This is a genomic window from Streptomyces sp. NBC_01352, from assembly GCF_036237295.1.
GTDB lineage: Bacteria > Actinomycetota > Actinomycetes > Streptomycetales > Streptomycetaceae > Streptomyces > Streptomyces plumbiresistens.
This window is the reverse complement of the sequence record NZ_CP108354.1, coordinates 4,181,254-4,200,338: the sequence shown is the minus strand read 5'-3', so window position 1 is coordinate 4,200,338 and position 19,085 is coordinate 4,181,254. Positions and strand designations below refer to the sequence as shown.

General features: G+C 66.3%; 14 protein-coding genes and 4 pseudogenes. 9 read left to right on the top strand and 9 right to left on the bottom strand.

Going from position 1 to position 19,085, the window contains the following annotated elements; translation table 11 throughout:
* The first annotated feature begins 8 nt into the window (after positions 1 to 8).
* The gene (locus OG252_RS19400) at positions 9 to 251 is read left to right on the top strand and encodes a hypothetical protein (RefSeq protein ID WP_329337514.1); all 243 of its coding nucleotides are present in this window, start codon (positions 9 to 11) and stop codon (positions 249 to 251) included.
* Positions 252 to 388: 137 nt separating this feature from the next.
* Here OG252_RS19400 and OG252_RS19395 read toward each other — a convergent pair whose 3' ends face one another.
* The 4 genes from OG252_RS19395 to OG252_RS19380 form a co-directional block, all read right to left on the bottom strand.
* Complete coding sequence (locus OG252_RS19395; protein ID WP_329345163.1) at positions 389 to 1,345, bottom strand: NADP-dependent oxidoreductase; 957 nt, start codon at positions 1,343 to 1,345, stop codon at positions 389 to 391.
* A gap of 398 nt (positions 1,346 to 1,743) precedes the next feature.
* A complete protein-coding gene (locus tag OG252_RS19390; protein ID WP_329337512.1) occupies positions 1,744 to 3,492 on the bottom strand; it encodes a helix-turn-helix domain-containing protein in 1,749 nt (582 codons plus the stop codon).
* Positions 3,493 to 3,591: 99 nt separating this feature from the next.
* The gene (locus OG252_RS19385) at positions 3,592 to 4,056 is read right to left on the bottom strand and encodes a hypothetical protein (RefSeq protein ID WP_329337510.1); all 465 of its coding nucleotides are present in this window, start codon (positions 4,054 to 4,056) and stop codon (positions 3,592 to 3,594) included.
* A 19-nt stretch (positions 4,057 to 4,075) separates the two neighbouring features.
* Complete coding sequence (locus tag OG252_RS19380) at positions 4,076 to 5,257, bottom strand: FAD binding domain-containing protein (RefSeq protein WP_329337508.1); 1,182 nt, start codon at positions 5,255 to 5,257, stop codon at positions 4,076 to 4,078.
* Positions 5,258 to 5,793: 536 nt separating this feature from the next.
* On the opposite strand from OG252_RS19380, the gene OG252_RS19375 reads away from it, so the two are divergent.
* From OG252_RS19375 to OG252_RS19355, 5 genes are all read left to right on the top strand, one after another.
* Positions 5,794 to 7,581 (top strand): CocE/NonD family hydrolase, encoded by a 1,788-nt coding sequence (locus OG252_RS19375; RefSeq protein WP_329337506.1) that lies wholly within the window; start codon positions 5,794 to 5,796, stop codon positions 7,579 to 7,581.
* Complete coding sequence (locus OG252_RS19370; RefSeq protein ID WP_443068415.1) at positions 7,581 to 8,612, top strand: NADPH:quinone reductase; 1,032 nt, start codon at positions 7,581 to 7,583, stop codon at positions 8,610 to 8,612. The genes OG252_RS19375 and OG252_RS19370 overlap by 1 nt, the downstream gene beginning before the upstream one ends.
* A 90-nt stretch (positions 8,613 to 8,702) precedes the next feature.
* Positions 8,703 to 9,659 carry an alpha/beta hydrolase gene (locus OG252_RS19365; RefSeq protein WP_329337502.1) on the top strand — a complete coding sequence of 319 codons (957 nt, stop codon included), beginning with the start codon at positions 8,703 to 8,705 and terminating at the stop codon, positions 9,657 to 9,659.
* Between the two features lie 397 nt (positions 9,660 to 10,056).
* The gene (locus tag OG252_RS19360) at positions 10,057 to 11,622 is read left to right on the top strand and encodes a long-chain-fatty-acid--CoA ligase (RefSeq protein WP_443068495.1); all 1,566 of its coding nucleotides are present in this window, start codon (positions 10,057 to 10,059) and stop codon (positions 11,620 to 11,622) included.
* Positions 11,623 to 12,473: 851 nt separating this feature from the next.
* Entirely contained in the window at positions 12,474 to 12,836 is a 363-nt protein-coding gene (locus OG252_RS19355) for an ester cyclase (protein ID WP_329337498.1), read from the top strand.
* Between the two features lie 255 nt (positions 12,837 to 13,091).
* Here the strand turns inward: OG252_RS19355 and OG252_RS19350 are convergent, their stop codons facing one another.
* Positions 13,092 to 13,307: a hypothetical protein gene (locus tag OG252_RS19350; RefSeq protein ID WP_329337496.1), complete on the bottom strand. Its 216-nt coding sequence runs from the start codon at positions 13,305 to 13,307 to the stop codon at positions 13,092 to 13,094.
* Positions 13,304 to 13,840 (bottom strand): annotated as a pseudogene (locus OG252_RS19345) (transposase); the annotation flags it as partial. The gene OG252_RS19350 and the pseudogene OG252_RS19345, both read right to left, overlap by 4 nt.
* An 80-nt stretch (positions 13,841 to 13,920) precedes the next feature.
* On the opposite strand from OG252_RS19345, the pseudogene OG252_RS19340 reads away from it, so the two are divergent.
* Positions 13,921 to 14,097 (top strand): annotated as a pseudogene (locus tag OG252_RS19340) (helix-turn-helix domain-containing protein); the annotation flags it as partial.
* Positions 14,098 to 14,100: 3 nt separating this feature from the next.
* On the opposite strand, the pseudogene OG252_RS19335 reads toward OG252_RS19340, so the two are convergent.
* Both OG252_RS19335 and OG252_RS19330 read right to left on the bottom strand, forming a co-directional pair.
* A pseudogene (locus tag OG252_RS19335) lies at positions 14,101 to 14,896 on the bottom strand (IS256 family transposase); the annotation flags it as partial.
* Positions 14,897 to 15,047: 151 nt separating this feature from the next.
* Positions 15,048 to 16,418, bottom strand: a complete 1,371-nt coding sequence (locus OG252_RS19330) for an IS4 family transposase (protein WP_329337492.1) — start codon at positions 16,416 to 16,418, stop codon at positions 15,048 to 15,050.
* Between the two features lie 195 nt (positions 16,419 to 16,613).
* On the opposite strand from OG252_RS19330, the pseudogene OG252_RS19325 reads away from it, so the two are divergent.
* Together OG252_RS19325 and OG252_RS19320 are read left to right on the top strand one after the other, a co-directional pair.
* A pseudogene (locus OG252_RS19325) lies at positions 16,614 to 16,893 on the top strand (helix-turn-helix domain-containing protein); the annotation flags it as partial.
* A gap of 544 nt (positions 16,894 to 17,437) precedes the next feature.
* Positions 17,438 to 17,866 carry an ester cyclase gene (locus OG252_RS19320; RefSeq protein WP_329337488.1) on the top strand — a complete coding sequence of 143 codons (429 nt, stop codon included), beginning with the start codon at positions 17,438 to 17,440 and terminating at the stop codon, positions 17,864 to 17,866.
* A gap of 602 nt (positions 17,867 to 18,468) precedes the next feature.
* Here OG252_RS19320 and OG252_RS19315 read toward each other — a convergent pair.
* The gene (locus OG252_RS19315; RefSeq protein ID WP_329337486.1) at positions 18,469 to 18,984 is read right to left on the bottom strand and encodes a MarR family winged helix-turn-helix transcriptional regulator; all 516 of its coding nucleotides are present in this window, start codon (positions 18,982 to 18,984) and stop codon (positions 18,469 to 18,471) included.
* Between the last annotated feature and the right edge of the window lie 101 nt (positions 18,985 to 19,085).

Below are 19,085 nucleotides of genomic sequence, written 5' to 3'. Positions count from 1 at the left end.
TGTCAGTCTTGTCGTGCCCGGAACTGGCCCGCGAGGCCGTCGCCCGCAGGATCGCCCCGGCCCTTTCCGCGTCCACCGTGCGCCGCTGGCTCGGCCGGGACGCGATCAGACCCTGGCAGCACCACTCCTGGATCTTCATCAGCGACCCCGACTTCCGCCCCAAGGCGGCCCGCGTCCGTCTGGCCTGTCGCTCACGGAAGGAACAGCGTCATGCCACCCACGTGCCCACCTGGGGAACGCAACCTCAGTGACACTGCTCACGAAGCGCCAACCGAAGTAGTCGGCTGACTCGCCCCAGGCTCCGGCCGGGCCGAGGCCCCAGGTCCGCACCTGTCCGGAAACCAACTCGACGCCCGGCAGAGGTGGGTGGCACATGGTCGAGCCTCCTCTATGCCTTTCCAGTCCCCTCCACGGTCAGCACGATCTTGCCGGTGGTGCGGCCGGTCTCGCCCAGGGTGTGGGCCTTGGCGGCCTCGGCGAGCGGGAAGGTGGCCTCGATGTGGGGGCGCAGGGCGCCGGTTTCGACGAGGTCGGCGATGGCCTGCATGCCGGCGCGGTCGGCCTCGACGAGCAGGGACTCGTAGCGGATGCCCCGCGCGGCGATGTCGGCCAGTTCGGCGGGGTCGATGGGGAACGGGAGGATCGAGACGAGGGTGCCGCCCGGGCGGAGGACGGCGAGGGAGCGGGCGCGGGCGGCGGTGTCCCGTGAGATCGGGTCGAGGACCGCGTCGATGTCCTTGGCGGCCTCGGTGAAGTCGACCGTGTGGTAGTCGATGGACTCGTCCGCTCCGATCGAACGCAGGAAGTCGTGCTTGGCGGCGCTGGCGGTGCCGATGACGTAGGCGCCGCGGGACTTGGCGATCTGGACGGCGAGGTGGCCGACGCCGCCGGCGGCGGCGTGGATGAGGACGCGCTGCCCGGGCTGGATGTCGGCGGTGTCGACGAGTGCCTGGTAGGCGGTCAGGGCCGCGAGGGGGAGCGCGCCGGCCTGGACGTGGTCGATGCCGGCGGGCTTGTGGACGAAGGCGCGGGCCGGTCCGGTCACGTACTCGGCGTGGGCGCCGACCCCGTGGGGGTAGGGCAGCATGCCGAAGACCTCGTCGCCCGGCTTGAACAGGGTGACGCCGGTGCCGACGGCCTCGACGACTCCGGAGACGTCCCAGCCCAGGATGAGGGGCAGGCCGTTGGCGGTCATGGGCTGGGCGCGGTTCCACCAGTCGGTCGGGTTGACGCCGGCCGCGCGGACGGCGATCAGGATCTCACTCAACCCCGGGACGGGCCTGGGGAGTTCGACCTCCTTGAGCACCTCGGGGGAACCGTGGGTGTCCTGGCGGATGGCGCGCATCGTGGCGTTATCGGGGTTCGTCATACGTCCAGCGTTGCCGCCTGCCGCCCCCGGCGCCATGGCATGAATGCCAACTTTCGACGGGATCACGCCAAGATGCCAGGACGGAGGCAGCGATCTACGAGTCACCGCCTGACGAGACGGTGGCACCTCAAGTGTGCTGCTCAACATCGTCACCGGGGCGGAGCCCCTTCGACGCCAGGAGGAGCGTGACTCGGTTGGCCACGCCGTTCACCTACCGGTGCGGCAGGCGAGAATTCACGGTTCCGATCGTGTCCCTCTCGGCGGAAGCGCCGGTGTACTGCTCGAGGAGGGCGGCGAGGTTGTACATGGTGACTGCTTCCGTGCCCCGAGCAAGGGTTACGCCGACGTACGACAAAACAGCGAGCGCACAGCGCTCAGGGGTGAGGGACTGACTGGCGCTCGGTTGCCGAGGAGTTCGATGCTGCCCGGATGTCGTCAGCTGCCAAGGCGGCACTGAACTGCAGGACGTCTGAAGGACTTGCGAGAGAGAGTCCCGTCAGCTTCTCGATGCGCCGAAGCCGCTGGGAGATCGTGTTCTTGTGAACGAAGAGCTTCTGAGCGGACACATCGGCGCGGCAATCATGGGCCAAGTAGGTTCGCAGGGTGAAGATCAGGTCTGTCGAGCGCTCGAGATCGCTCTGGCGCAGTGCACCCAGCACGCGATCACTGAAGCTCGCGACGGCCCTGTGGTCCTCCAGCTGGAGCAACAAGCCCACCACCCCCAGGTCCTCGATGGTGCGAACCAGCGGAGCCTGGGAGCCGCCGAGTTCCAGCGCGCCTCGTGCCATCCGGAACGCTCTGGCCAGGTCTTCTGAACCGTTGGCCGGGGCCACTACCGCGTGTACCTGAGAGCCGATCGCGCCCTGGGTGAGGGTGGCGGCGATGTCCTCGGCGTCTTCATTGATCGGCCAGAGAGCGACCCAGTAGTCGCTGAGCCGGCCGCACACAAGGCGGGGTCGTCGGCTTGAAATGGATCGCATCCGGCGTCCGAGCGGCGAGTTGTCGACGTTCGCGGCACTGCCATCGCTTTGATCCTTCATCACGACCACCTGAACGTCGTCGACGAGCAGGTTTGCTCGCAGTGCGCGCTGCCGGGCCGCGGCGCGCCGCTCAGGGTCGCCAGAACAGAGATCCCCGATCAGATCGTCTCTGAATCGGGCTTCGGCCTCGGCCGCGGTCCGGTCGCGCAGCAGGAGGAGCGCGCAGACGGTCGCGGCGTGCTCGAGTGCGCGAGCTGCCATGTCGGGGTCGAGGGTCGCGCCAAAAGCTTCGATTCGTGCAGCTGTCTCCCCGTGCAGGAGAACCACTGCCGAGTTCGAGTCCTCCGGCGTCAGGTCTTCGACCGAGGCGGAGCCCGCCTGTGCCAGCACGAAACCCGAGTCGTCGACGATCTTCAGGAATCCGGCGCCCACCATCTGCACGGACTCATGGGCGAGGTGGGCGAGATCCGAGTTGGTGAGCGCCACATCGGTAAGTCGACGGTGCAACTCCTGAGATCGCTCGTCCCGCGCCTGTCGGTCGCGTAGTTCCTTGTTGAGATCCTCGAGCTGATTCACTCGGCCGGTCTCCGCCTGGCGGAGCCGCGTGATTTCGAGAGCCGCGCTCGCGAAATCCGTCAGGGCCTCGACCAAGTGGCGAAGCTGTGGATCCGGGGCGATGACCTCTCTGTTGTAACAGTTGAAGGTCCCGACGATCTGGTCGCCCGCTCGCAGCGGCACAGCCAGCAGCGTCCTGTAACCCTGCGCCCTCGCCGGCCCGGACCACTGCGTGAAGTCAGCGTGCTGCGTGATGTCGGATACCCAGACGGAAACTCCGGAGGTAAAGGCCCTGCTGGAGGGCGACTGTCTCCCGGTGCTACCGAGCGTCAACGGGTTCCGGGAGTTGATCTGCTCGACGTAGAAGGTGTCCAAACCCGCCCAAGCACGGATGAGCAGCTGAGTTCTCGACTCGTCGGGGAGAAGAACCGCGCAGAAGTCGAAGCCGGTGAGCTGGCGCCCCACCGCGACCAGTCTCTGGTGCAGGTCTTCGGCCGAACTCCCTGCTCCGGCCTGCCGGGCCAGCAACTCGAGCGCTGCGATCCACACAGCGGTCGGCGTCACTTCGTGAGACATCGGCTTGCTCAAGAGGTGCCCTCCGACCTGACGACTCGCAGGTGACTGTCGCCCGTGATCCCGACTCAAGGGTATGACAGGAGCAGGTCGCCGGCCTGGAGGGTGTGCTCATCAAGAATCGATCGGCAGGGGTGAGTTCTCGCTGTCGAGATGTTCGACAGTCGTGAATACCAGATCTGCTTCCCCCACGTTTTCGATGTCATGGAGCAGAAACTCGCCGTGCGCGAATCTGAAATGACGCGTTTCGCCTGCTTCGTACTCCACGGCGCGAGTCGTTCCGTCGTGCGTGTGCTGAATGCTGCGGCCAGACGTGATAGCTGTCCAGAAGTAATCGAGCACGTGACGATGAGCGTGCCATCGTTCGCCCGGCGCCAGCCGAATCTCCCAGACCCGGACGCGTGGATTTTCGCTGAGCAGCCGCGAACCCACATGTCCGTCCTGCGCGTGAACGCGGAACTCTTCGATCAGCTCATCAGTCCAGCTGGCAAAGTCGCTGGCGATCAGTTCGCCTGCCAGCGGCAGATCAAGGCTGCTCGCGATGGGCGCGTTTCGGTGAGCGCGGGACCTCTCACTCATGATGCTCCTTCCGTCTCCATCAGATGCCGGGCCCGTAGAGACCGAACCGGAGTCCGGGATCCTCCGGGCGCCAGGAGTTGTCGAACTGTGAACGCTCGCCCATGGACTGGACGCGCGACTCGAGCTGAGCGCTCAGGGCGAGTTGAACCGGCTCCCAGACCTGAAGGGCTTGGTCCAGGCTGCCGCCGGTCTTTTCGATTGCCGCGGCCAGACTCCACGCGTCGGCAGCGGCCTTGGCGGTGCCGGCCGCCGCGTGCGGGCGAGCGGCGCATGCGGCGTCACCGAGTATCGCGACCCGGCCTCGGACCATCTGTGCGGCGCGAATGTCACTGACGACCTGGACGTAGGGAGCGTCGCAGCGCGAAACAACCTCGGCGGCTGCGGGCGGTAGGTCGCGAGCCGCGTCGGTCCGCATCCGTTCGACCTCGATATGCGGAACCTGGTCCGGATGCAATGACAGGACCCCGTCGGATGCGCCCCCGACAAACCGATCGAGTGGGTGTCCCGCCGGAACATTGCGATACCAGACGAAGTTCATAAGCCTTTCGGTTGTGCCGTCTTTTATCGGGCCGGGTACGGGATACATCACGATGTGTGAGTCCGGCATAAGCGCGTAGGTCACGGAGTTTTCAAGAACCGCACGCGTTTCGCTGCTCAACAGACGCTCTGGCACGAGGCCGCGCCACCCGATGTAGCCGGAGTACCGGATGGGGGTGTTCGGTGAGACGTACTGCCGGCCCACTGAGTTCACCCCGTCGGCGAATACGACGAGGTCGCCGGTGGCAAAGCTGCCATTGTCGAACTCGACGGTCGCAGCCGACGCGTCCTGAGCGACCGCCACGGCGCGGTGTCCGCGCCAGTACCGTTCGGCCCCGAAGTCCCGCAGCAGCGCCGAGTGGAGGGTCGCCCACGAGCTGTAGGACCACTGCGCCTGCTCCCGGTGGGCTACGTGATTGTCGCTGCCCAGGTACTGGACGAGATGTGTCGAGGTGGTGAGGCTCTCCAGCGCCTGCGTACTGCGTTCGGTGAACCAGCGGATCGTGTCCGGCTGCAGCACGATGCCGCCACCGCGGGCGTCGTCGCGGTTCGATCGCTCGAAGACGTCGACGTCCCAGCCGAGGCCGCGCAGCAGCAGTGCGGTGGTGAGACCGCCGATCGATCCTCCGACGACGACTGCCCGACGGGACTTGGGTTCGCGCATGCGTCGACCTCCCCGATTGCGGGAGACATCGGCGCACGTGCTCGATGCCTCGGGCACTCAGTCTCGGAGGGCGGTGTGAGCGACGCTATGTGTCGCGGACACATTGCAGACGGCTGACAGTGTGAGTGAGCACATGTCGCCGGGTCGTTCACCGCGGCATTCTGATCTGACCTCGATGTGGCGCCGGCCAATCGAGCGGATGTCCTCAAGGACCCGTTCAGAAGGTCAGGGAAGAATGAGCAGATCCACAAGCTCGCCGAACACTCACCTGGCAACCGACTCGCTGTCGGCGGCCTACTGCGGCCAAATTCGCCATGACCTTGGCCGCCGGGCCGGCGCCTTCGCCGCCTCCGGGGCAATGATCGCGACCGTGCTTTACGCCGGTTGACGGCGGCGATCTACGGCGCAATTCACCCGCGGAGATGTCTCGAGCGTGTCGACGGCTGAATTCGCCGAGTCCGCATCGCCCGTTCCCATGAGCCAGAGCCGTCGACGTGGGCGAGTTCCCGGTGGCAGGCGCAAGACTGGAGACTGACGTGGATACGCAAGAACAAGTGGCGAAGATGATGCTTATCGAACGAGACGTGCCGATCGAGATGGACGATGGCATCATTCTGCGAGCTGACGTCTTCCGTCCGAATGACGGCCGGGAACATCCAACGCTCATGACCTACGGTCCCTACGGGAAAGGTCTGGCGTTCGCCGACGGGTACCCGACGGCATGGAACAAGATGGCCGAGGAACATCCGGACACGGTGACTGGGTCGACCAACGTCCACCAGTGCTGGGAGGTAGTGGACCCGGAGAAGTGGGTTCCCCATGGCTACGTCATCGTTCGCGTGGACTCTCGTGGTGCCGGCCGGTCACCCGGCTTTCTGGATCCGTTTTCCGCGCGAGAGACCGAGGACTTTCGCGCATGCATCGAATGGGCGGGCCGGCAGGCGTGGAGCAACGGCAAGGTCGGCCTGAACGGAATCTCGTATTACGGGATGAACCAGTGGCGGGTGGCCGCGCTGAAGCCAGGTCCTCTCGCAGCGATCTGCGTATGGGAGGGCGCCTCCGACTTCTACCGAGAGGGTGCACGCCATGGCGGCATTCTGAGCATGATGCTGCTGAACTGGTACGAGATGCAGGTGCTGTCGGTCCAGCACGGACGAGGGAAGGCGGGACCGCGGAGCGCTGCAACCGGTGAACTGGTCTGCGGCGATGAAACGCTGGGTGAATCCGCACTCGCTGCGAACCGCGCTGACCTGCCGAAATTTCACCGCGACAACGAGTTCATCGACGCCTACGGTGAGCGCCAGGCTGATCTGTCCCACGTTGATGTGCCGCTGTTGTCCGCCGGCAACTGGGGCGGGCAGGGACTGCACCTTCGCGGCAATATCGAAGGTTTTTGCAGGGCATCCTCGACGCATAAATGGCTTGAGATCCATGACGGGGAACATTGGGTGGAGTTCTACACCGACTATGGCGTAGACCTCCAGCGCCGGTTCTTCGATCACTTCCTCAAGGGTGAAGACAACGGCTGGGACGAACAGCCCCGCATTCAGATGAAGGTTCGGCACGTCGATGGAACGACGGAGGTGCGACACGAAGACGCATGGCCACTTCCCGGGACGACCTGGACCGATCTGCAACTGGACATCGATCGAATGCACCCTGGTGCCGTCACGGAATCGGTCGTTTCCTTTGACGCCAACGGCGAGGGCATCTCCTGGACCACCGAACCGATGGAGGAGACCACCGAGATCACGGGACCGGTTGCCTGCCGGCTCTTCGTATCCACTACCTCTACGGACGCGGACATCTTCGCAGTGCTGCGCGCCTTTGACCCGGCTGGGAATGAGCACGTGTTTCAAGGCGCCATTGATCCCTTCAGCGCAGTGACGAAGGGGTGGTTGCGAATGTCGCACCGGGAGCTCGATGAGCGTCTTAGTACGCCGTACCGGCCGTTCCATTCGCATGAGCGGGCATCCGAGGTCATTCCCTACGAGATCTACCAACTCGATGTCGAACTGTGGCCCACCAGCGTGGTCCTACCACCGGGCTGGCGTCTCAGCTTGACCCTGCGGGGCTCCGACTGGGTTTACGGCTCGGCGCCGGAGACTCGACTCTCGAACTTCAAGAATGCCATGCAGGGGTCGGGACCATTCCTGCACAACGATCCGTCGGATCGCCCATCGTCCGTCTTCAGTGGACGCACCTCGATTCACCTGGGGGGAAAGCACACATCCTTTCTACGCCTCCCGATCGTCCCGGCAACAAGAACTCGGGCCGTACCGTCAGTCAGTTCTGCCTCTGAAGGTCGCCGAGAGAAGGAGTGATGAAGATCAGAGCCGCAGGTTACGCAGCCACAGGAGGTCACGATGTGCTCCGCATTGTCGACCTCCCCATACGAGATCCGGGCGCAGGTGAGGTCCGGGTGAGGATCCACTACTCAGGCGTCAACCCGACCGACTGGAAGACCCGCATCGGCGGCATCCACATGCCGATCCCCGACGGGCAGGTCCAGGTTCCGCACCTCGACGGCTCGGGGATCGTGGACGCCGTCGGCCCAGGAGTCGAGGACTTCGCACCCGGGGACAGGGTGTGGTTGTGGCTCGTCGCCTTCAAGCGCCTGGAGGGGACCGCGCAGGAGTACGCCACGGTTCCGGCCCGATTCGTCCGCCCGCTGCCCGACACGGCCTCTCTGGAGCTGGGTGCCGGCCTCGGGGTCCCCTTCATCACCGCTCATCACGCGCTGACACTCCGTGCCGGAGGCCCCACCCAGCTCGGACCGGGGGTGCTCGCAGGGGTCACCGTGCTGGTCGCGGGGGGAGCCGGTGCCGTCGGCAATGCCGCGATCCAGCTGGCGACGTGGGCCGGTGCGAGCGTGATCACGACCGTCAGCAGTGAGGCCAAGGCCCGCCTCGCGAAGGCCGCCGGCGCACCGATGGTGGTGAACTACCGCACGCAGGACGCCGCCGCCGAGATACGGCGACTCGCGCCGGACGGGGTGGACATCGTCGTTGAGGTCTCTCCGTCCACCAACGTCGGCCTGGACCTCGCGGTCCTCGCGCCGCACGGGCTGATCGTCGTCTACGCCAACAACGGCGGCGACGACGTCACCATGCCGGTCCGAGCCCAGATGAATCTGAGCGTCACCTGGCATTTCGTGCTGCTGTACAAGATGACCGACGCCGTTCTCGACAAGGCCGTCGCATCCATCGACAGGGCCCTGGCAGCCGGGGTGATCGGCGTAGGTGAAGCCAGAGGGTTGCCCTTCCACCACTATCCGCTGGAGCGAATCGCGGATGCCCACAGGGCAGTGGAGTCCGGAACCATCGGAAAAGTCCTCCTTGACCTGTCCGCATGACGTCCCTGCCCGAACCGGCTGGGACCGCCCGCCCAACACATCGGCGCTCGCCCGAGCGACCGTCAGTCGTCATACCGGAGGGATGAAGAAATGAGCCTGAAGAACCAGGATGTGGCTGCGGCCGCGTCGGTGAAGGAAGACATCGAGTTTCGCGCCGACAACGGGGTCGTCCTGCGTGGCTGGGTGATGACCCCGGACTCCGAGGGTCCGCATCCCACCATCGTGATGACCCCTGGATTCTCTTCGTCGATCACCCGCCTCGAGTATGTCGCTGACGCCTTCGTCGCCCGGGGGTTCGGGGCCCTGCTGTACGACCAGCAGACGTGCGGCAGCAGCGACGGGGAGCCGCGCCAGGACGTCGATCCTGTCGCCCAAGAGCGGGACCTGCAGATGGCCCTGTCCTTCGTGGAGCAGCATCCAGCGCTCGACAGCGACCGCATCGGCCTGTGGGGCTCAAGCTACAGCGGGGCAATGGTCCTCGTCGTGGCCGCCACGGACCGCCGGGTGAAAGCTGTCGTCAGCCAGGTGCCCTTCATCTCTGGTCACGATCAATTCGTACTGGGCAACGGCGAAGGCGCGCTCACCGCGATCAACGACAACATGAACGCGGACAGGCAAGGAAGGCTCAAGGGTGAGGAGCCTGGCCGTATCCAGCTGGTGCGGATGCCGGACGATCCGGCTGACCAAGTCGTCCTCTTCGAGGACGCGGCGGACTACGAATACCTTGTCGGTGGTCCCGAAGGCCCCGCCGAAGGATGGATCAACAGCGTGACCATCCGATCGACCGGCCGGGCGCTGGCATACGACGTGCGTCCGTTCATGCGCCGCATCAGCCCGACGCCTCTGATGATGATCGTCGCCGGCGACGACCAGACCACTCCGCCTTCGCTCGCCCTGGAAGCCTACGATGCGGCGCTTGAGCCCAAGGAGCTCGTGATGATCTCCGGGGGACACTACGGGGTGTTCTGGCCTCACCTTTCCCGGGACCTTGTCACCGACGCCGCAGCCCGTTGGTTCGAGACCCATCTGGGCAAGGGCACGCATTGAGTGATGCTGGGGCGCGGACCGGCCGGCGAAGTCGCCCGGAGGTTCGGGGTCGGCCTCGCCGGTGACATCGCGTCCGGTCGGCAGCGATGTCGCCACAGCCGTCGACGACGTACTCACCGTGCTGCGGAGCGGCCGACGCCAAGGTCGCAGTCCAGCCGGCGAGCCTCCCCGTCGGTATCGCGACCAACCACCAGCCGGCTTTCCTGCCCTTGTTCCGGCCATCCCGGTGCGCAAGGGCAGGAGCGGGCCGTCCATCGGTCTGCAGGCCATGGGCCCGGGCGGTGGCGATCTCACCACCATCGAGTTCGCCGCCCTGCTGGGCCGGGAGGTCGACGGCTTCGTGCCGCCCCCGGCCTTCGTCTGGACCCCACCCGACCCGACCACCAGGAGAACGACAATGCACAGCCCGAGCCGCAACGCGTCACGCGTACTGACGGATTCCGTGTCCCGGTACCCGCAGCGCACCGCGATCGTCTTCGGTGACGACCGCATCACCTACGCCGCCCTCGACGCCGCGGCCAACCGGGTCGCCAACCTGCTTGTCTCACGCGGCATCCAGCCGGGAGACAAGGTCGCGCTGTCCTGCCCCAACCTGCCCCACTTCTCCAGCGTCTACTTCGGCATCCTCAAGGCCGGGGCGGCGGTCGTGCCGCTGAACGTGCTGCTGAAGGCCCGCGAGGTCGCCTACCACCTCACCGACTCCGACGCGAAGGCGTACTTCGCGTTCGAAGGCACGCCGGAGCTGCCGATCGGGCAGAGCGCATGGGAGGGCTTCCAGGCCACCGACGGCTGCAGCGAGTTCTTCCTGATCGAGAGCGGCGGCGCGCCGTGGGCCGGGGACGGCAAGCCGGAGCCGTACGCCGCGGCAGTCGCCGGGCAGCCGGTGACGTTCCGGACGGTCGAGCGCGACGAGGACGACACCGCGGTGGTCCTCTACACCTCCGGCACGACCGGCCGGCCCAAGGGCGCGGAGCTGCGTCACCGCAACGTGTACGACAACGCGCTCGCCGGCACCGGCCTGTTCGCCGCCGACCCCGAGCGCCCCGACACGTACCTCTGCGCATTGCCGCTGTTCCACGCCTTCGGCCAGACCGTGATCCAGAACGGCGCGCTCGCCTTCGGCGGCACGATCGTGATGCAGCCCAGGTTCGAGGCGCGGACAGCCCTGCGGCTCATGCTCGACCACGACGTGACGTTCTTCGCCGGCGTCCCGACGATGTACTGGGCCCTTCTCGCCGCCCTCGACGCCACGGTCGACGTCGCCCGCCTGGCCGCGCGTCTGCGCGTGGCGGTGGCCGGCGGCTCGGCGCTGCCCGTCGAGATCCACAAGCAGTTCAAGGACCGCTTCGGCGTCACGATCCTCGAGGGATACGGACTGTCCGAGACCTCCCCGGTCGCCTCCTTCTCCCGGTTCGGACAGGAGCCCCGCGTCGGGTCGATCGGCGTGCCGATCCCGGGCGTGGAGATGAAGCTGATCCGCGACGACTGGTTGGAGATCGCGGGCGGCCCCGACGAGATCGGCGAGATCGCGATCAAGGGGCACAACGTCATGAAGGGCTACTACAAACGGCCCGAGGCGACGGCCGAGGCGATCCGGGAGGGCTGGTTCCGCTCCGGTGACCTCGCCCGCAAGGACGAGGAGGGCTTCTACTACATCGTCGACCGAGCCAAAGACATGATCATCCGCGGCGGCTTCAACGTCTACCCGCGCGAGATCGAGGAAGTGCTCATGGAACACCCCGCCGTCTCACTGGTCGCCGTCATCGGCGTACCGCACGACTCCCACGGCGAGGAGATCAAGGCCGTCGTGGTGAAGAAGGCCGGGAGCGCCATGACCGAGGACGAGCTCGCCGCCTGGGCGAAGGAGCGGCTCGCCGCGTACAAGTACCCGCGCGTCGTCGAGTTCGTCGACGAGCTGCCCCTGACCCCCACCGGCAAGATCCTCAAACGCGAACTCACCTGAGCACCCTCGACGTTGTCGCGCCTGCGGCGACCACCTAACCCTCGCCTACGGTCAAGTGCTGCCGCACCGGATCATGAAGTCCGCGTTGAGCGAGGCATTCGCCGAAAAGCGCAACGCCCCGGACCGCCGCCGTCGGCAAACAGACCGCCGGGGCTAGTGGCGGCCCGGCCTTGGATCCTGTCCGGTCCCGCGCGGCCGAAGCGATCTGTGCTTTTGCCTCTGCCGTCTGGCTCTAAGAGGGCGGTCCGTGAAGTGATGTCCGTTTCCCGGTGAGGTTGGTGCAGGGCAGCTGGTCGCGGGGGCCCGGTCGGCTACTGCTGCCTGATGAAGTTGTCGGCGCCGGCCTCGGTGAGGACGTCGAGCTTGACGAGGCGTTTCAACTTGGCGCGGGTGCCTTCGATGTTCTTCGGCAGTAGTTCGTGGCCGAGACCTTCGCAGACATCACGGGCCCGGAGGGGGTCGGTGGCCTCGTCGAAGACGGCGAGGTGGCGTGGGCCGGGAGACGGTCAGCGAGAGCAGTGGTGGTCTTCCGGGTGATCGTCAGGTGTTCGTCATCGCCGACGCGGCGCGCTCGTTGCCGCACACACTGCGCCCCGTTGTCCGCCGTGACGTTCACGGCGGACGGCGTGCGCCGGTGCTCGACCGGTAGGCCGCCACACGATCCCACTCGCCTCGGAACTCGCTTGCGGCCTCTTGATCACCTTGATAGCATTACGATCGTAAGGCAACGGGGTGGTCCATCGCCGGGGGCGGAGCCGTTCCGGCCATCCACATTGGAGAAGCACGTGTCTTCCTCGAACGTCGAAACCCAAACGTCCACCACTGACTTGCACGAGTTTGCCGATGAGCTGATGAGGCAACTCAACCTGCGGGACGCCGACAGCGCGTTGGCCCCGTTCGCGCCGGACGCCCGCTTGTACGCCGCCGACGGCACCACCACCGGCGTCGAGGACAACCGCGCGGTGCTGGCGTCGGTCTTCGACGCGTTCCCCGACGTCACCTTCACGCCGGTCCGTGTCGTCGCCGAGGACGATTGGTTCGCGATCGGCTTCATCTGGGCAGGCACGAGCACCCGGCCCTTCAACGGCATTCCAGCCACCGGCCGATCCTTCAAGGTGCTGGAGTTCCGTATGTTCAAGGTGGTCGACGGGAAGATCACCGAGGCCTGGGGCCTCATCGACCTGGCGTCGCTCTTCGCCCAGTTGCAGTCCTGAGTGGGCGGTTCATAAGGTGATATCCGTTTCTGGCTGAGGTGGGAGCAAGGCCGCTGGTGGAGGTTTTGTCGGCTATTGCTTCCTGGCGAAGTTGCCGGTGTCGGCCTCGGTGAGGATCTCGAGTTTGACCAGGCGTTTCAGCTTGGCGCGGGTGCCTTCGATGTTCTTCGGCAGCAGTTTGTGGCCGAGGGCTCCGCAGACGTCCTTGGCCCGTAGCGGCCCGGTCGCGTGGTCGAAGGCGGCGAGGATGCGGGGCTAGTCCGGGTGCTCGGGCAGGTCCGGCGCGACGGCCGGGAGCCGGTCGGCGAGGCCGGTGACGGTCTTGCGGGTGATCGTGAGGGGCTCCAGGTGCATCTCGGCCTCCCGCAATCGGGTCTGCAGGCCGTCGAGCTGTGCGCGGAGGTCGTCGGCCAGGGCCCGGGCGGCGTCTTCCTGGAGGTCCAGGGCATCGAGCAGGGGCCGGATGTTCACACTGCCACCGCCTGCGCCGCGGCACAGGCGGTGGCGCTCGCGCCGGTGAGGCGTCGGGTCATGACGTGGGTCATCGCCCAGTAGACGCGGGAGGTGGAAGAGGAGGGACTGTGCTCGTAGTCGCGGACCAGGCGCCGGTGCAGTATCAGGATCCCGTAGGTCTGCTCGACCCTCCACCGCTTCGGCTGCGGTACGAACCCCTTGTCCTGCGGGTTGCGTGCGACGATCTCGACGTCAATTCCCAGGCCGACGCCGTGCATGACGGCCTGGTTCTTGAAGCCCTGGTCGACCAGGGCTTTGCGGACGGTTCCGTCGGCGTGCTTGGCGACCTGGTCCAGCAGGATGATGCCCGCGGCGTTGTCGTGGGTGTTCACGGCGAGGACGACGACCGCGATGACCAGGCCGAGGACGTCCACGGCCAGGCCGCGTTTGCGGCCGGGCACCCGCTTGGCCGGATCGTGGCCACTCGTGGCGGCGGGGACCCTGGCGGCCACATGGACACTCTGGGTGTCCAGGACCACCAGGCTCGGGTCCATTACTGACTTCGGCTTGTCAGGGTGAGCTTTCCTGAAGTCCCTGCTGGGCCTGGGGTAGTGGCTGTATTCCGTGGTGTGTGAGGTATGCGGATGGAGGCGGGCTGACCCCTGCGGGACGTCAGCACCGGGAGACGGTGCGGTTGCAGGCGGCCAAGCTGTTCGAGCAGAAGATCAAGCCGCCCGAGGTGGCACGGCGCCTGCGGGTGAGCCCGAAGTCGGCCTACCAGTGGCATCAGTTGTGGCGGGACGGCGGTTGTTGATCACGCTGAACACGTTGCGCAGGAAGTGAACCCTGCAGCGCTGGTAGGCGGCCCCGAGCATGACCTTGCGGATGGCTTTGACCAGTCCCAAGTGGTGGTCGCCGATGACGAGCCGGACCCCGGTCAGACCGCGTTCGCGCAGGTGACGCAGGAACTCGGTCCAGAACACCTCGGTCTCACTGTCGCCGACCATCACGCCCAGCACCTCCCGGCCACCCTCCTCGGTGATCCCGGTGGCGATCACCACGGCGCGGGACACGATCTGGTGCTCGACCCTCGCCTTGCAGTAGGTCGCGTCCAGATAGACGTACGGGAAGCGGACGTGGTCCAGGGACCGGGCACGGAACGCGGTCAGCTGGCCGTCCAGGTCCTGGCAGATCCGCGAGACCTCACTCTTGGATATCCCGGTCTCCGCGTCGAGGGCCTTGACCAGGTCGTCGACCGACCGCGTGGACACGCCGTGGACGTAGGCCTCCATGATGACCGCGTACAGGGCCTGGTCGATGCGGCGGCGTCGTTCCAGAAGCGCGGGGAAGAAGCTCCCCGACCGCAACTTGGGGATTGCGAGGTCCAGGTCGCCGGCCTGGGTGCTGAGCGTCTTGTCGCGGTGGCCGTTGCGAAGCGCGGTGCGCGTGTCGGTGTGCTCGTTCCAGTCCGCGCCGATCCGGGCCGTGGCTTCGGCCTCGATCAGCTCCTGGAGCATCCGCTCAGCCACAGTGCGGACGAGTTCGAGCTCGTCCGCCGAACGTAGTGACTCAAGCAGCCGGAGTAAGTCATGCTGAGACAGGGCCATCCTGCACCTCCCGCGTTGAACTGCCCGTTTACTACGGAGAGTTGCACGGTGGCCCGCCTTACAGGCAGGGAGCGAAAGCCCATCGGCACACGCCCCCGGCGCACTCCCTAACCGTGATCGGCTACGCCACGACAAGGCAACACCGTTGCGTTTAGCCACCGTTGGTGACGTCAAGGCTTCCACCTTCCTTGATCATCTCGAAGTGAAGGGTGTACGTCTGGGCTGTTCTGGGGTGCTTGCCGGTAGTGAACGTGTACTTGCTGTTGCGCTTGCGGACTCGGGCCTTCAGCCTCCAGCGCCGGCCCTTCGGCAGGAGGCTGGCCAGGGCGACACGGCCGATCGCCCCGACGAGGCCCACCGGATCGCCCGGGGCGATGCCGTGGGCGGCCACTATCTGGTCGGCGGCGGCGTTGAGCAGCACGATCATGCTGACGCGCTCCGCCGACAGGCCCGGCTGGGCCGTGACCAGGTCGTCGGTGATCCGCACCAGCGCCTGGTAGACCGTCAGAAGGGCATAGACCTCCTGCTCGATGCCGGGGACCGTCCGCGAGCGCAGTACCCGCCCGTCGAGGATCGTGGATTTCAGCGAGAAGTAGCAGGTCTCTGCCTGCCACCTGCGGTGATACAGGGTGATCAGCTCGTGGGCGGGGTAGCGCTCGGCGTCCAGGAGACTGGTCATCAGCCGCCACAGCTCGGTGCGGCGGGTGCCGTCGGCCAGCTCGATGCTCATCCAGGCTTCGATGACCCGTACCTCGAGCCGCCCGTAACCGCGCCCGGCCTTGTATCTCCCGGCGCAGATGGTGGTCAGGTAGGAGCCGTCCGGCAGCGGGCGGCGCACCGTCGGGCGCCGCTTGCGGGTTGAGCGCAGCAGGAAGGATGCGCCGGTGCCGGTCACTGCCTCCAGGAAGTCGTATGCGTCGTAGTAGGCGTCGGCCAGCAGCACCATCGAGGCGTCCAGGTGGGACAGCAGGCGGCGCGCGTAGCCGAGTTCGCCGGTGGTGTCCGGGCCGAAGGCCGCGCCGAGCAGGGCCCGGGTGCCGCACTCGACCAGCGCCACCAGGCGCAGCAGGGGGTAGCCGAATTCGAGCACCTGACCGCCGTGCTTGGGGAAGCGCCAGGTCACCGCCTCCTCGTCAGGGATGCTCAAGGTGGTGCCGTCCACCGCGACCGCCCGCAGACCGCGGTAGAAGGAGCCGGACCGTGCCCGGGCGGCCACCGGACCGGCCAGGATCTCGAACAGGCGGCGCAGCGGGGCGCTGCCCAGTCGGCGCCGGGCTCGCGACAACGAGGAGGCGCACGGCCGCGCCACCGCTATCCCGTGCAGTCCCGCCCCGAGTTTGCCCCACACCGCCTGGCAAGACGAGCGCTCGAAGAAGGCGAGGGCGAGCACGAAGTACACCACCACCCGCGCAGGCAGCAACCGCACGCGCCGCTCACGCGAGCCTGTCTCCTCGAGGACCGCATCAACCAACTGTGGGTCGATGACCTGCGTCAACTCTCCGAGGTGGCCGGGAGCATACACATCATGAGCTGACGCCACGGGTGGCGGGGTGGCAAAATGCCGCGGCAACGGGACCTCCGGTACGACGATCTCTGGGCTCGACACCACAGGGATCTACCAGGGGTCCCGTCCTCTCGTTCATGAACTTGACAAGACGCCGGACGGCATAACGCAACGGTGTTGCACGACAAGGGACGCCATCTCAACTTGCGGTAGCTGGAAACAGTATTGGACGTCGTTCCAGCGACTGTCGGCTGGCCTGACCAGTGTTGGACCCTGGCGAGGATCGCCGAGGTTGTGCGCCGCCGGTTCGGGGCGGAGTACACACTGGCCGGGATGGACCTGCTGCTGCACCGCATCAGCTTGAGCGTGCAGGCCTCCTCCCGCAAGGCGACTGAGCGCGACGTGGAGAAGATCGCCGCTTGGAAGGACGAGCAGTGGGCCCGTCATAAAAAAGACCGTGGCGGACCTGGGTGCCTGGCTCTGCTTCGAGGAAACATGAGTCTTCAAGTTGCGTGAAATCCTCACCAAGCGGGCTGCCTCTTCACCCAAGTTCCACGCTAATCAAATCCTGGGCTGCGGGCGTTGGGGTCGAGTCGGAGTCTGGGAACCTCGACGCAACTGAAGCAGTCCGACCATGACGGCAGCGCGATGACGGATACGGTGACGGATCTGCTTCCATTCCATCATTCGTAGGGTTGGGCGTGATCGGCGTGCGCCATATCGGGGGACGCCATAAGTCCCCAATGAGGAGAGGTCTATCGGTGAATGTGGCTCGACTGGTAGGCCGCCACACGGTCCCACTCGCCTCGGAACTCGCTTGCGGCCCCTCGGCCCCGATGGAATTATGATCGTAAGTTAATGAATGGCGGCCTCCCAGCGATGGCGCTCGTGACCGTCGCGTCCCGGGCTCGGAAGGGCATCGCACTCGCGCAGCCTGGAAACGTGCCAGACCTACTCGTCCAACCCACCTGTTCGACCCGATTCCACTGTCCATCACCGGGGCGGAGCCGCTCCGTCCATTCACATTGGAGAAGCACATGTCTTCCTCGAACGTCGAAACCCGAACGTCCACCACCGACTTGCACCAGTTCGCCGATGAGTTCATCAGGCAACTCAGCCTGCGGGACACCGATGGCGTGTTCGCCCTGTTCGCGCCGGACTACCGCTTCTACGCTGCCGACGGCACCACCACCGGCGTCGAGGAGAACCGCGCGGCGGTGGCGTCGGTCTACGATGCGTTCCCCGACGTCACCTTCACGACGGTCCGTGTCGTCGCCGAGGACGATTGGTTCGCGATCAGCTTCATCATTTCCGGCACGAGCACCCGGCCCTTCAACGGCACACCCCCCACCGGCCGATTGGCCAAGGTGCTGGAGCTCCGCATGTTCAGGGTGGTCGACGGTAAGATCACCGAGGGCTGGGGCCTCGTCGACCTGGCGTCGCTCTTCGCCCAGTTGCAGTCCTGAGAGGATGACGTGAGTTGATGTCTGTTTCACCCTTTCGGGAGGGGCAGGCGGGCCGGCCGTGGCGTCGCCGGTCGGCTGCGGCCGCGGCTGGGTGAACAAGACTTGCTCGGTCCCAATCAGGGTCCCGCGCTCGGGTCAGCCGCTTTAATTTGAGGCGGGTGTCCCATCCGCCGGTCTGGGTGTCTATGGGCGTGTCCAGTAGACGGCTGCTGCTGCCCGCGCATGCCGAGTGCGTCGAGTTCCGCGCGCCGCTCGGGCTGAGCTTGTCGGCGCGGTGCAATTGCCGACGAACAGCCCCAGTTTTACTGTGGTCTGCGACCCGTCCGGCTCGGTGTGTCGACGCTCATGCGAATTACGTGATCGTCCACACTCGGTGGTCTCGCGCATCTTGTATTTCTGCCAGCTCCTCACCGACGGGCGGTAGGCGTCAGCCACGACGGATCGCGTCGTCACCAGGAGCGATCGGTGTTGCCCACTCCTGCTGAAGGGGCGGGACCCGCGTTCCCTCAGTGCTCCGCCACATCGCCTGCGAGAACGGGGTGCCGAGCGTGAAGCGCTCCGCATCCCGGGCCACGTTCGTGTATTCAGCAGTCCGTGGTCGGCTAGGCGTCGCAGGCGCCGTCGTAGGTGGTGCGAACACGGGCCAGGAATGAGTGCAGGGTGTCGCGCTCCTGCGGGGTGAGGTCGGCGAAGAGCTCGTCCTCGACGTGGCCGATGGCGGTGTCGAGCTTGGTCACGGCGGCCGTGCCCGCTTCGGTGATCTCGACGATGTGACGGCGGCGGTCGGCCGGATCACGGCGCCGTCGTACGAGGTCGCGGTCCTCCAGCGCGTTGAGGAGAGTGACCAGGACGCTGGGGTCTACGCGCAGCCGGGCACCGAGGTCGCGCTGGCCGAGCTGACCGCCGTCGAGGTACATCAGCACGACGGCTTGGCGTGGCGTGACCTCGGAGGCGGTGAGTGCCTCGCGGATCCAGGTGTCGGTGGCGCCACCATGCCGCGCCAGGAGCAGGGCGAGGCGGGAGTCGGGACCGGCGGGTTCCGGGGTGTCGTCGCTGATGGGGGAGCTGACGGGAGCGCTGGTGGCGGGGGCGGTGCCGCCGGATCGTTCGCTGGCCATGGTCCGACCGTAGCAAGCCAGAAAACAATCGGCTGCAGTCAATGATTGAAGCACTTACATTATTTTCCGCCACTCCTCGCTTGACGCCCTGTATTCCCGGA